The sequence below is a fragment of the Mycobacterium kubicae genome, assembly GCF_015689175.1.
In the GTDB taxonomy this organism is placed as follows: domain Bacteria; phylum Actinomycetota; class Actinomycetes; order Mycobacteriales; family Mycobacteriaceae; genus Mycobacterium; species Mycobacterium kubicae.
The window spans coordinates 262,752-275,404 of sequence record NZ_CP065047.1 but is presented as its reverse complement, the minus strand read 5'-3'; the positions used below and the strand labels follow the sequence as shown (position 1 = coordinate 275,404).

Sequence of the window (12,653 nt, the reverse complement as noted above, 5' to 3'; positions counted from 1 at the left end):
AGCGTGACATCTTCCCTGCGCTTTCCCAGCCCAGACGAATTGGCCGTGCGCACGCCGGCCGACCGGGACCGGGCCATCGACGTCATCCGCATCACAGCTCTGGTCGGCGTGGTGGTAGGCCATACCGTGATGGCGACCAGCGTCATCCGCAACGACGTGCTCATCTGGGACAACCTGCTGACCACCTCGACCGCTTTCCAGGCTTTGACCTGGATCTTCCAGATCATGCCGTTGTTCTTCTTCGCCGGTGCCGCAGCCTGTGTGACGTCTTGGCGTTCGGACAGCACGTGGGGCAGCTGGTTGATGAACCGCTGCACCCGGCTGTTCCGGCCGGTGTTCTACTACCTCGGATTCTGGGCGGTCGCGTTGACCATGTTGTATCCGGTACTACCGCAACATATTTACGAGCCCATCGCCGGAATCAGTATCCAGTTGCTGTGGTTTCTCGGCGCCTACGTCCTGGTGCTGGCAGCCATGCCCGTCCTTTGGCACATCACCACGACGAGGCACCTGGCCGCGGGGGTCGTCGCCGTGTACGGAGCAGTCGCCGTCGTCGACGCCGTTCGACTGCACTGGCCGGCAGCGGCGCCCCTCGGCTATGTCAACCTCGCCGTGTGGCTCATCCCCGGCATGTTCGGTGTCGCGTACCGGCGCAACCTGCTCAACGGCCGCACCGCACTTCTGACGGCGGTGGCAATGCTGCTCTTCAACGTCGCCTTACTGCGCTGGGGGCCGTACGAGTTGAGCCTGGTGGGTATCGAAGGCCAACGGCTGCCCAACATGACGCCACCGTCGCTGTTGCTGGCGGGGCACGCCATCGTGCTCAGTGCGGTGGCGATAGCGGCCGCGCCGGCGATCCGCCGGTGGGCACAGCGGCCGCGGGTGTGGTGGCTGACGGCTATCGGCAACTCCGGAGCGATGACCCTGTACCTGTGGCATATGCCAGCCCTGCTGGCCGTGCACCTGGCCTTCGACTACCTCGGCATTCCGCGCTATCCCGGGCAGTCGCACTTCATGCTGATCACCCTCATGCAGCTTTTGATCATGGTTGCCGTGGTGGCGGTTCAATTCCTGGTGCTGCGGCCGCTGGAAAACAACCCGCTACCGGGTTGGGACGGCGCGGTCACCGTCGCCTCGGGCCGGCGGGCGGCGGTCGTGGGGGTGCTACTCAGTGTGGCGGGAGCTTCCATCCTCGCCGCCGTGAAGTGGGGCCTCAAGGACGACGGTCTCGTCTGCGTGGCCATGATGCTGGCTGCTCTGGTCTCGGCTAGGGTCCTGACGTCCGCTCAGCAGGACGAGCCGCTGACCTGACGGCCCGGGGCGGCAAGCGACGCGACTTGAACCCGCCCCGCCGACCACGGGTGCGTGCTCACTTACCTACGTGCCTTAAACTAGCCCGCAACGGTGTGTCGCTGCGCCTCCACTTCACTGCCCACAAATGGCAGTAAGTCGCGTTACAGGCGAGTGCGTTCGGCAGGGTTGAATCAACAGCCGCCGGGTCAGAGTGGATATCGAGAAGAGCGGTGTCCCCGAGGGACAGATGTGAGATGCAGCATGGTCGAAAAATCCGGTGATCCGGTCGATCGGACGGCTTTCGAAGTCGGGAATTACCAGGCAGATGGGGCGGCCGTACTCGCCGTCTCCGGTGAAGTGGACATGCTCAGCGCGCCGCAGCTCGCCGAGGCCATCAGTAGCGCCCTGGCCGCCAAGCCCGCAGCCCTGATCGTTGACCTGTCAAAGGTGGAGTTCTTGGCTTCGGCGGGAATGACAGTCCTGGTCGCGGCGCAGTCGGAGGTCGTACCGCCCACTCGCTTCGCGGTCGTCGCGGACGGTCCGGCGACCAGCCGGCCGATCAAGCTCATGGGAATCGATAGTGTGTTCCCGCTCTATCGGACGCTGGACACCGCGCTCAGCGGTGTCAACGGCGCGTGATCGACGAATAAGACGACAGGACGCTTTTTCACCAGCCTGCATATGGCATCTCACATCGATGACCGAACCCGCTTCGTTCGGATGCGAGTTGCCGCAGATGCGCACAGCGCGACCCAAGCCCGAGTTGAGTTCCGCAGCTGGCTTGATCGGCACTTCACCTTGGGCGCCGAACGGTTCAGCGACCTGCTGCTGGCCGTCAGCGAAGCATTGGCCAACGCCGCGGAATTCGCCTATGTCGAGCACGCGCAGCGCGGGACGATGGACTTCAGCGCGGACTACCACGCCGAGTCGGACACCCTGATCGTCATGATCACCGACCGAGGATGTTGGCGCCCGAGCGTCCCGGAGACGACTCCCGACCGGCAGTTCCAGATCCGGGGACGGGGCATCCCACTGATGCGGGCACTTGCCGATGAAGCGATCATCGACCGCACGCCACAGGGAACGCACGTGACGCTGCGGTGGACGCACTTGACGGGGTCTCGAACGACCGCTTGATCCGAAGCCTTCAGAATTTACGCTCCTGGGCGTAGCGTAATCACCGTTCAATCCAGGTTCGCGCCCCGCCGTACCCCGGGATTCGCCGGTCACGCCGCAGTAGGGCGACCGAGACGGGGACGGAGAGCGGGCTCGTGTTCGATCTGAAGATTATCGGAGGCACGGTCGTCGACGGCACCGGTGCGCAGCGGTATCGGGCCGACATCGGCGTCAAGGACGGCAAGATCGTCGACGTCGTGCGCAGGGGAACCGACGACGCGGGTGGGCTGGAAACGGCGGCTGCTGTCGAGACCATCGACGCCACCGGCCAGGTGGTCGCGCCCGGCTTCGTCGACATCCACACCCACTACGACGGACAGGTGAGCTGGGACAGCTTGCTCGAACCGTCCAGCGGTCACGGGGTGACGACGGTGATCACCGGCAACTGTGGAGTGGGTTTCGCGCCGGTACGCCCGGGCCGGGAGGACTGGCTGATCAAGCTGATGGAAGGCGTCGAGGACATCCCCGGCACCGCCCTCACCGAGGGCATCACGTGGGGCTGGGAGACCTATCCGCAGTATCTCGACATGATCGCCAACCAGAAATTCGCCATCGATGTGGGCAGCCAGATCGCCCACGGCGCGGTGCGCGCGTACGCGATGGGTGAGCGCGGTGCCCGCAACGAGCCCGCCACCGCCGACGACATCGCCGCCATGGGCCGACTGGTGACCGAAGCGATCGAAGCCGGCGCGCTCGGTTTCTCCACGTCGCGAACCATTGCCCATCGCGCAATGGACGGAGAACCCGTGCCCGGCACGTTCGCCGCCGAAGAAGAACTGTTCGGCCTCGGCCGCGCGATGGCCGCCGGTGGGCAGGCGGTGTTCGAACTTGCTCCGCAAGGCGCCGCCGGAGAGGACATCGTCGGCCCCAAGAAAGAACTCGAATGGATGCGGCGGCTAAGCCGTGAAATCGACCGCCCACTGTCGTTTGCGTTGATCCAGGTCGACGCCGACCCGAACCTGTGGCGCGAGCAGTTGGACGTCTCGGCCGCCGCCCACGAGTCGGGCAGCCGCCTGCACCCCCAGATCGCCGCGCGCCCGTTCGGCATGATGATCGGATTTCAAGGGCATCACGCCTTCACCCACCGGCCCACCTACCGCAGACTCAAGGCCGAATGCAGCCGGGAGGAATTGGCGCAGCGCCTGGCCGACCCGGCGGTCAAGGCGGCAATCTTGTCCGAAGACGACCTGCCCATCGACCCGTCAATTCTGTTCGACGGCATGGGGGTTTTCGTTCAGCATTCGCTCGAGCGCCTCTACGCACTCGGCGACCCGCCCGACTACGAACCCACGCCCGACCGCACGGTCGCCGCCATCGCCCGAGCCCGCGGTGCCGACCCGCTGGCCACGCTGTACGACTTGATGCTCGAGTCGGACACCAGCGCCATGCTGATGCTGCCGCTGTACAACTACGCCGACGGCAATCACGACGCCATTCGCGAGATGATGATGCACCCGGCCGGGGTGCTCGGACTGTCCGACGGTGGCGCGCACTGCGGAATGATCTGCGACGCTTCGTATCCCACCTTCCTGTTGACGCATTGGGCGCGAGACCGCCACCGCGGCGCGAAACTCTCGCTCGAGTACGTCATCCGCAAGCAGGCGCGAGATACGGCCCACCTGTTCGGTCTCACGGATCGCGGCACCATCGAAGTCGGTAAGAAGGCCGACCTCAACGTCATCGACATGGCGGCGCTCACCTTGCATCCCGCAGCAATGGCGTATGACCTGCCGGCCGGGGGCCGCCGAATTCTGCAGGGCGCGAGCGGTTACCGGGCCACAGTTGTCAGCGGGACGGTGACTCGACGCAACGACGCCGACACCGGAGCGCGGCCGGGCCGCCTAGTCCGCGGCGCGCGTTAAGGCCGGGCCATGAAGCTGGCCTCCGGAAACCCGGCCCGGGCCCGCGACGAGGACGCGATCGGCACTCCACCCGCCACCCCGACCCTGGTACCGGCCGCACGGTATTACTCAGCGGAGTTCGCCCGGCTCGAAGCCGAGCGCATGTGGCCGCGGGTGTGGCAGCTGGCCTGCATGGTCGACCACGTCAACGAACCGGGTGACTACTTCGAATACCGTTGCGGCCCATACGCCGTGCTGATCGTCCGAGGCGACGACGGAATGCTGCGAGCGTTCCAGAATGCCTGCCGCCATCGCGGAAACTCGTTGTGCGTCGGATCTGGCTCGGGACTGCGAGAACTCAAATGCGGCTACCACGGGTGGACGTGGACTCTAGCCGGAGACCTCAAGCGGGTGCCCGACCGCAAAGGCTTCGGCGCCCTGCGCATGTCGGACTTCCCGTTGCTACCGGTGCACGTCGACGTATGGGCCGGCATGGTGTTCGTCAATCTCGACCCCGAGGCGATGCCGCTCACCGAGTACCTCGAGGCGATACCCGAAGACATCGCCTGGTGCCGCCTGGAAGATTTCCGGTGCTATGCCACTTTGACCGTGGCGGTCGAGGCCAACTGGAAGACGATCGCCGACGGCTACAGCGAGACCTACCACATTCAGACGCTGCATCCAGAACTGCTGCGCTGTGTCGACGACGTCCACGCCCCACAACGTATCTGGGGTCACACCGGCAAATCCGATCAACCCTATGGCGTGCCCAGCCCACGCTTCGACGGCACACTGACCGACCAAGACGTGTGGGACGCTTACGTTTACACCCAAGGCGCGTTGATGGGCGCCGCTGCCGGCACGCCGTTTCCGGCCGACAAGCGGCTGCCCGGACAGACGGTTCAAGACGTGATCGCCGACCATACCCGGGCGTTCGCCGCCAGCCGTGGGGTCGACCTGGACTGGGCCGACACCGACCGCATCACGCGGCTGCACCAGTACAACGTCTTTCCCAACATGACGTTCTTGACCAACGCCGACCATTTGACCATCATGTGCTCACGGCCGGGCGTTGACCCCGACCACGGCGAGATGGTGATGTTCCTGATGACCCGGATGGCCCCCGGCGCGCCACACACCAAGCCCACTGACGTTCGCATGGCTGCGGCGGACGCTGAACCCGGCGTGGTGCTTACCCAAGACATCCAGATCTTGCCAGGATTGCAGCGTGGCCTACGCCAACCCGGATTCACTCACCTGGTGTTGTCCAGCGAAGAGCGACGCGTGATCAACATGCATCGCAACTTGGAGCGCTACCTCGACCTACCGGAATCCGAACGGATGACCGGCGGCGACGCGTGCGCCCAACAGTGACGAGGCGGCCGTGACCGCCGCGGTGCGCTATGCCGGCCGCAGCGACATCGGCCGCTATCGGTCCACCAACCAAGACCGCTGGGGCGCTGACCCCGATCAACAATTGTTCATTGTCGCCGATGGCGTGGCGTGCAGTACCGATGGTGCGCTGGCCGCTCACCTGACGGTCGAGTTGCTGCCCAGTTATGTTGCGCGTCACCTGAAGCCGGCCGATCTGAACAGCACCGAGGCGCCCGAGTTGCTGGGCCGTGCCGTCGCCGAGTTCTCCGATCACTTTCGCGACTACAGCACCACCGACGAGCGTGTTGCCGGGGCCACCACCACGGTGGTGGCGGTCGTCATCGCCGGCGAGCGCGCTCTGGTTGCCCACCTTGGTGACAGCCGCGCCTACCTGTGCCGCGACCAACGACTGCAGCGCCTGACCCGCGACCACACCGTGCTGCAAGACCTGATCGACGCGAATGCGGTCAAACCCGAGGATGCAGCCCGGCACCCGGCACGCAACACCCTGAGCCGACATGTGGCGATGTACCCGCGCGCAGCACCGGACGCCGCCGCGGTGGACTTGGAAACCGGCGACCGCATCCTGTTGTGCAGCGACGGCCTCTACGGACCCGTCGACGAACCAACTCTGGCGCAGCTGTTGACTCAACACGACGCACCGGAGGACGCCTGCGCAGCGCTGATCGAAGCGGCAAACCAGGCGGGTGGACCGGACAACATCACCGCCGTCGTGATCGACGTCATCCGCGACGCCACCGACGACGATATGTAGTCCGTCTTACCAAGTTAGGCCTTCCGACCTGGCGAGAACGTAACTAGAACGTGTTACAGTTCCTCGCGCGGGCAACGATTGGGGTGATACATGGCAAGGGACACCAACTTCGCCGCATCCGCCGATGTGGTGGTCGTCGGATTCGGTGCCGCAGGGGCCTGCGCGGCCATCACCGCGCGCGAACACGGTGCGGACGTCATTGCGATAGACCGAGCCAACGGCGGTGGTGCGACGACCCTTTCCGGCGGGATCATCTACGCCGGCGCTGGTACGACCATCCAGAAACAAGCGGGTGTTGTCGACACCGCCGAGCAGATGCTGACGTATCTGCGCCTGGAGGTCGGTGACGCGGTCAGCCCACAAACGCTCGAGTCGTTCGTCCGCAGCAGCCCGGAGATGATCACCTGGCTGCGTCACCACGGCGTGCCGTTCGACGCCACGCTGTGTCCGTACAAGACGTCGTTTCCCAACAATCGCTACTACCTGTATCACTCAGGCAGTGAAAACGCCGGCGCTTTTCGCCGGCACACCCCGCCGGTCCAGCGGGGCCATCGCGTCAAGGGCAAGGGCACCTCCGGCAAGCAGCTGTACGCACCGCTAGCCGAATCCGCTCTGGCACAAGGGGTTCGGCTACACCCCCACACGACCGCGACCAAGCTCATCCAAGATGCAACCGGTCGAGTGACCGGAGTCGAAGCGATGACCATGCATTACGCGCCGCCTCGCGTACGCCGGCGGTACGCCGCGATGGCGCAACTGTCCGCCAAGCCGGGCATCTACTACCCACCTCTGCGGGGCGCTTTGGAGCGGCGCCTCCGACACCTCGAGCGACGCTACGCGCGGCCGGTGCGAGTCGAGGCGCGGCGCGCGGTCGTGCTGTGCGCGGGTGGCTTCATTGCGAACAGCGAGTGGATACAACGGTATGCGCCGCAGTACTCCGGCGGGCTGCAGCTGGGAACCAGTGGTGACGACGGAAGCGGAATCGCGTTGGCTCAGAGCGTAGGTGCCGTGGCGGAGCGGATGGACAACGTATCGGCCTGGCGCTTCATCACTCCACCGAGTGCGTTTCTCAGCGCCATCATCGTCGACCAACGCGGGCGCCGCGTCATCGACGAAACCCGTTACGGCGCAGCCGTCGGCCAAGCCATGGTGCGTCAACACGACGGCAAGGGTTGGATCCTGGCCGACGCTGCGCTGATGAAGGAGGCGCGGCGCCAACTGATCAAGCAGCCGTTATGGTTTCAGCGGGCCCAGTCGACCGCGCTGATGGTTGCCGACTCGGTGCGGGGGCCCTCTCTGGCGGCCGTCGCGCGTGCCGCCGGCGTCGATCCCGACGGTTTGGTAGCCACGGTCGCGGCACACAACGATGCGTTCCACTCGGGCGCACCGGATCCCGCCGGGAAACCGAGGGAGTTCGTGCGCCCTGTCAGCCGGCCGCCGTACACGCTGCTCAACATTTCGGTGCGGCCCAGTTTGATCAATCCCACGCCCATGCTCACCCTCGGCGGTATTCGAGTCGACGAAGGCAGCGGTGCGGTGCTCGATCAAGCCGGCCGACCGATTCCCGGCTTGTTCAGCGCGGGGCGTACGGCGGTCGGCGTCTGCTCCAATTCCTACGTCAGTGGGCTGTCCCTGGCCGATTGCGTCTTTTCTGGCCGCCGCGCCGGAAAGTGCGCCGCCACAACGAGATCGGTTGACCACATCGCCGGCTGAGAGTTTCAGTCCAGCGGATAGGTCACGCCCGTCAGGTCCTCGGACACCTGCCATAGCCGCTGCTGCAGCCGCGCATCGTGGGATTGCGCACTGGACGCAACAACTTTGGGGTAACCCCGCACCTCGCCGATGCCGTCGGGACCGAAGTACTGGCCACCGAGCACACCAGGATCGGTGGCAGCGCGCAACTGCGGTAACGCGCCCATCCCGGCGTCTTGCATCAACGGTTCCAGCAGGGCGGTGGCCGCCGCGAGCGGCCGGGGCAGGTTGCGGGTCAACTCGGTCTTGGAGCCACCCGGATGGGCGGCCACCGCGATGGTGGTGACGTGCGAGACCAGCCGACGCTGCAGCTCATAGGTGAACAGCAGATTAGCCAGCTTGGCTTGCCCGTAGGCGCCGACCCGGTTGTAACTGCGCTCCCACTGCAGGTCCTCGAAATGGATCGCGGCGCGGATGCGGTGGCCGAGACTGCTGACGGTGACCACCCGTGAACCGGCAACGGGCAACAACCGGTCCAGCAGTAGCCCGGTCAACGCGAAGTGGCCCAGATGGTTTGTGCCGAACTGCAATTCGAAACCATCCGCAGTAGTCGCCTTGGGTGTCCACATCACCCCGGCGTTGTTGATCAACAGGTCGATGCGGTCGTGCTGTGCCCGCAACTGTGCCGCCGCCGCCCGCACCGAGTCCAGTGACGTCAGGTCCAATTCCTGCAGTTCCACGTCGGCGCCGGGATTCGCGGCGGTGATCCGCGCCGCTGCCTGCTTCCCCTTGTCGAGGTTGCGCACGGCCAGCACGACCTGCGCGCCCCGGGCGGCTAGTGCGGCGGCGGTCGCGAAGCCCAGACCGGTGTTGGCGCCGGTGATGACGGCGGTACGACCGGTCTGGTCGGGAATATCGTCTGTTGTCCAGTTGACCATGAGAGGCTCCTCTAAGATGACTTAAACGGGGCGAACGCTCCGGTTGAGTCGACTATACGGAACGCGCGCCCCGCTTAGCAACGGCTGCGGTGGAATCGGAGGTGTGACGTGGCGCAAAGCGAGCGGCCGGTGCGGGCCGACGCCGCCCGTAACCGCGCCCGCGTGCTGGAGGTCGCCTATCAGACGTTCGCCGCCGACGGGTTAGCCGTGCCGATCGACGAGATCGCCAGACGCGCCGGGGTTGGCGCCGGCACTGTCTATCGGCACTTCCCTACCAAAGACGCACTGTTCCAAGCCGTGATTGCCGACCGGATGCGTCATCTCATCGACGACGGGTACGCCCTGCTCAGATCGGAGCGGCCCGGCGAAGCACTGTTCACTTTCTTTCGCAACATGGTGTTGCATTGGGGAGCCGGTGACCGCGGGCTGGTCGAGGCTCTCGCGGGAGTCGGAATCGAGATCAGCACCGCGGCGCCGCAGGCCGAAGAGGAGTTCAGGGAATTGCTCGCCGAACTGCTGCGCGCGGCCCAGCAAGCGGGCGCGGCCCGGCCGGACCTCACGGCCACCGACGTCAAAACGCTCTTGGTCGGTTGCCAAGCCATGCAAACCTACAAACCGGAGTTGGCGGCGAGAACGACCGACATCGCCTTGGACGGCTTGCGCGGGAAGGCAAAATGACCGACCTGGACAGCGGCGTGACCCTGGACGTCCGCGTTCTGGATTCCGAACGCGAACTGGTCGCGGCGGCGAATGTCTTCCGCGTCGCCATGATCGGGCTTCCGCCGATGTCGAACCTGACACCTGGCCAGATCACCACGATGCTGGAGCCCGGCCGGACCCTTGGCGCCTTCATCGACGGGCAGCTTGTGGGCACCGCCGACGCCACCACCGGAGGCCTGACTCTGCCCGGAGGAACGGTTGTCGGCCATGCCGGCGTCACGCACATCGGCGTGCTGCCGTCGTTCACCCGGCGCGGCATCGCGACCGCGTTGATACGCCACCAGCTCCACGACATCGCCGCCCGGGGGGAAGTGGTCGCGACGCTGCGCGCGTCGGAAGCGACAATCTACGAGCGGTACGGCTACGGCGTGGCCAGTTCGTCGCAGAGTGTAGAGGTGCAGACCGCGCGGACGAAGCTGCGACCGGGCGCCGCGGCTGGCGAGACCGTGCGCCTCCTTGACTCGCCGGAAGCGTGGGACGTGCTGCCGCGAATCTATGCCGAACACCGGCCCGCCCGACCGGGCACCATCGACCGCCCGCGCGTTTGGTGGCAGAGCCGGCGACTGCGCACCGAATCTTCCTCGGAACCTTCATACATCGCGGTATGCGGGACGCCGGGATCGGAGTGCGGATTTGCCAGGTACCGTCCCATCGACACCGACCGGTGGTTCGTCAGCGAACAACGCACCATCGTGGTCGAGGACTTCTTCGCGCCCTCGGTCCCCGCTTATCTGGGACTCATGCGTTTCCTGTTCGGGCTGGATCTCATCGACCGTGTGGTGTTCTGGTCGCTACCGGTCGACGACCCGTTGCCCTGGCTGCTCGCCGACCGGCGGGCCGCGCGGGTGACCGCGGTGCACGACGAAACATGGCTGCGAGTCGTCGACGCCCACCAGGCACTGACCGCACGCCGATATGCGGGCGAAGGTGCGGTCACCATCGCCGTCGCCGACCCAGTGCTGCAACACAATTCGGCCACCTTCACCATCACCAATGACGGCGCCGAACCAAGTGGCCGACGCGCTGATCTACACATCGGCGCCGAGGGCCTCGCCGCCGTGCTGCTTGGCGGTGCCACCTGGCGCGGTCTCACGCTCGGCGGATTGGCCAGGCCAGCGGATCCAGCCGCAGTGGCCGTGGCCGATCAGCTATTCGCTGTAACGCAGGCCCCGCACGCAGGCTTCTACTTCTAGCGCGGGGCCGAACGTGATCATCATCATCGGCGCCGGAATATGTGGGCTGGCAACGGCCTACGAACTGTTGCGGCGCGGAGAGCGGGCGATCGTCGTCGAACGCGGTGAGCCGTTCTCCGAACAATCCGTCGGACTCGCGCGGATCTTTCGCATTGCCCACCAACGTCCGGCGCTGTGCGACCTGGCTATGCGGGCTCGTGCGGGCTGGCAGCGCTGGGAAACCGAGCTGGGGGTGGGGCGATTACTGGGCGCGGAGGGCTTCATCGCCGCCGGTGACCAAGAGGATACCGCTGCGGCAATGACGGCTGCGGACGCCGCATTTTCCTGGCTTGACCGCGCCGACATCAAGTCGCGAATTCCCTTTGTCGCCGCGCCGTGGGACACCGGAATGCTCGACCCGCTGGGCGGCAGCCTGCGCATTCGGCGCGCGCTGAACGCCTTGGCGCGCCGCGTCGACATTCACCGTGGCGAAGCGGTGGGGCTCGCCGACGACGGCTCGGTGAACTTCGCCGACGGGACTGTCCTCCAGGGGGACCGCGTCCTGGTTTGCGCCGGTGTGCAGACACCGGCCCTGTTCGGCCCGCTCGATATCGACTTCGGTCCGCACACGCGGTTCACCTATGAAGGTGCCGACGCGGTGGGCGCCGCATGCCTGTCCGCACCCGAGGGCTACGGCTTGCCGTTGGGGAGCACCGGCCGCTGGGCGTTCGGCCAGGAGGTACCCGACGCCGACACCGTACGTGCGCTGTTCCCGTCGCTGACACCGGTAAGCCAGGTCGACTGCGTCACGGTCCGGGCCCCATGGCTGGATAGCGGCGGTGACGGCTGGACGGTTGCGCAACGCGGCAGGGTGGTCGCGTTCGTCGGCAGCAATCTCATGAAATTCGGTCCGCTGCTCGGGGAACTGCTCGCCAGGTCAGCGCTCAACGACGAGCTGGCCAGCGAGTTGCTTCTCAGCTAGCCGATCCGCGAAGTGATTCGGGCAACAAACCCCTAGTGGCCCGCCGGAGTGAGTGAGTACTCTCTCACCATGCAACAGTCGGGCCGTGACCGGTTGTTGGCTGCAGCGCTCAAGCTGTTCGCCGACAAGGGATACGGAGCGACGTCTGTGGCGGACATCCAGCGCGCGTCGGGTCTTGCGCCGGGTTCCGGGGCGCTTTACAAGCACTTCGCGTCCAAGAGAGACCTGCTGGAAGCCGCGGTGGCGCACCGGATGAACAGCATCGTGGACGCGCGGGAGCAGTATGACGCCGGCCAACCGGCCAGCGTGGAGGATGCAGTGCGCACCGCCGGCCAGCTCATCTGGAACAACTTCAAGCAAAGCGAGGACCTCCTGAAAGTCATGCTGCGCGAGCCCGACCAGCTCGGTGACCTCGATGAGAAGACGTGGCAGGTCATCACCGACAACGCCTATCAGCGGTTCGCCGACGAGTTGGCCAGGCTGAACCGCTCCGGCCGCACCAACATCCCGGACCCGGAGGCAGCCGCCGCGGTGGCGATCGGGTCGCTGTCCTACGCCGCCACGCTGCAGGCCCTGACCGGCCGCTCCCCCGGAAACATCGATGACGACCGCTACTTCGAGGCGTGGGTGATGCAGACACTCAGCGTGCTCGATCAGTACGCAATCCCCCGAAACCCCTGAACGACAACC

12 protein-coding genes are annotated in these 12,653 nt (G+C 65.9%); 11 read left to right on the top strand and 1 reads right to left on the bottom strand.

The genetic code is table 11. The annotated features are described in order from the left end of the window. Positions 1-15: 15 nt before the first annotated feature. The 7 genes from I2456_RS01335 (at position 16) to I2456_RS01305 (ending at position 8,172) form a co-directional block, all read left to right on the top strand. Positions 16-1,311, top strand: a complete 1,296-nt coding sequence (locus tag I2456_RS01335; RefSeq protein ID WP_276052159.1) for an acyltransferase family protein — start codon at positions 16-18, stop codon at positions 1,309-1,311. Positions 1,312-1,554: 243 nt separating this feature from the next. Further along, on the top strand, positions 1,555-1,932 hold the full coding sequence (locus I2456_RS01330) for an STAS domain-containing protein (protein ID WP_068030126.1): 378 nt from the start codon (positions 1,555-1,557) through the stop codon (positions 1,930-1,932). A gap of 81 nt (positions 1,933-2,013) precedes the next feature. Continuing rightward, positions 2,014-2,430 carry an ATP-binding protein gene (locus tag I2456_RS01325; RefSeq protein ID WP_241007839.1) on the top strand — a complete coding sequence of 139 codons (417 nt, stop codon included), beginning with the start codon at positions 2,014-2,016 and terminating at the stop codon, positions 2,428-2,430. A 134-nt stretch (positions 2,431-2,564) separates the two neighbouring features. Then, the gene (locus tag I2456_RS01320; protein WP_085073821.1) at positions 2,565-4,331 is read left to right on the top strand and encodes an N-acyl-D-amino-acid deacylase family protein; all 1,767 of its coding nucleotides are present in this window, start codon (positions 2,565-2,567) and stop codon (positions 4,329-4,331) included. 9 nt (positions 4,332-4,340) lie between these two features. Further along, the gene (locus tag I2456_RS01315) at positions 4,341-5,684 is read left to right on the top strand and encodes an aromatic ring-hydroxylating oxygenase subunit alpha (protein WP_085073820.1); all 1,344 of its coding nucleotides are present in this window, start codon (positions 4,341-4,343) and stop codon (positions 5,682-5,684) included. A gap of 10 nt (positions 5,685-5,694) precedes the next feature. Then, positions 5,695-6,459, top strand: coding sequence for a PP2C family protein-serine/threonine phosphatase (locus tag I2456_RS01310; RefSeq protein ID WP_085073819.1), 765 nt, complete (start codon positions 5,695-5,697; stop codon positions 6,457-6,459). A 90-nt stretch (positions 6,460-6,549) separates the two neighbouring features. Beyond that, entirely contained in the window at positions 6,550-8,172 is a 1,623-nt protein-coding gene (locus I2456_RS01305) for an FAD-binding protein (RefSeq protein WP_085073818.1), read from the top strand. 5 nt (positions 8,173-8,177) lie between these two features. Here I2456_RS01305 and I2456_RS01300 read toward each other — a convergent pair whose 3' ends face one another. After that, entirely contained in the window at positions 8,178-9,089 is a 912-nt protein-coding gene (locus I2456_RS01300) for an SDR family NAD(P)-dependent oxidoreductase (protein WP_085073817.1), read from the bottom strand. Between the two features lie 108 nt (positions 9,090-9,197). On the opposite strand from I2456_RS01300, the gene I2456_RS01295 reads away from it, so the two are divergent. From I2456_RS01295 to I2456_RS01280, 4 genes are all read left to right on the top strand, one after another. Further along, entirely contained in the window at positions 9,198-9,767 is a 570-nt protein-coding gene (locus tag I2456_RS01295) for a TetR/AcrR family transcriptional regulator (protein ID WP_085073816.1), read from the top strand. Further along, on the top strand, positions 9,764-11,002 hold the full coding sequence (locus I2456_RS01290) for a GNAT family N-acetyltransferase (protein ID WP_276052138.1): 1,239 nt from the start codon (positions 9,764-9,766) through the stop codon (positions 11,000-11,002). Before I2456_RS01295 ends, I2456_RS01290 begins: the two co-directional genes overlap by 4 nt. 13 nt (positions 11,003-11,015) lie before the next feature. Beyond that, a complete protein-coding gene (locus tag I2456_RS01285; RefSeq protein WP_085073815.1) occupies positions 11,016-11,963 on the top strand; it encodes an NAD(P)/FAD-dependent oxidoreductase in 948 nt (315 codons plus the stop codon). Between the two features lie 69 nt (positions 11,964-12,032). Continuing rightward, positions 12,033-12,644 carry a TetR/AcrR family transcriptional regulator gene (locus I2456_RS01280; RefSeq protein WP_068030107.1) on the top strand — a complete coding sequence of 204 codons (612 nt, stop codon included), beginning with the start codon at positions 12,033-12,035 and terminating at the stop codon, positions 12,642-12,644. Positions 12,645-12,653: the final 9 nt, after the last annotated feature.

Excerpts from the sequence above, each read along its gene's own strand:
- I2456_RS01330 (WP_068030126.1), top strand. The coding sequence starts at position 1,555 with ATGGTCGAAAAATCCGGTGATCCGGTCGATCGGACGGCTTTCGAAGTC.
- I2456_RS01325 (WP_241007839.1), top strand. The coding sequence starts at position 2,014 with ATGCGAGTTGCCGCAGATGCGCACAGCGCGACCCAAGCCCGAGTTGAG.
- I2456_RS01315 (WP_085073820.1), top strand. The coding sequence starts at position 4,341 with ATGAAGCTGGCCTCCGGAAACCCGGCCCGGGCCCGCGACGAGGACGCG.
- I2456_RS01305 (WP_085073818.1), top strand. The coding sequence starts at position 6,550 with ATGGCAAGGGACACCAACTTCGCCGCATCCGCCGATGTGGTGGTCGTC.
- I2456_RS01300 (WP_085073817.1), bottom strand. The coding sequence starts at position 9,089 with ATGGTCAACTGGACAACAGACGATATTCCCGACCAGACCGGTCGTACC.
- I2456_RS01290 (WP_276052138.1), top strand. The coding sequence starts at position 9,764 with ATGACCGACCTGGACAGCGGCGTGACCCTGGACGTCCGCGTTCTGGAT.
- I2456_RS01280 (WP_068030107.1), top strand. The coding sequence starts at position 12,033 with ATGCAACAGTCGGGCCGTGACCGGTTGTTGGCTGCAGCGCTCAAGCTG.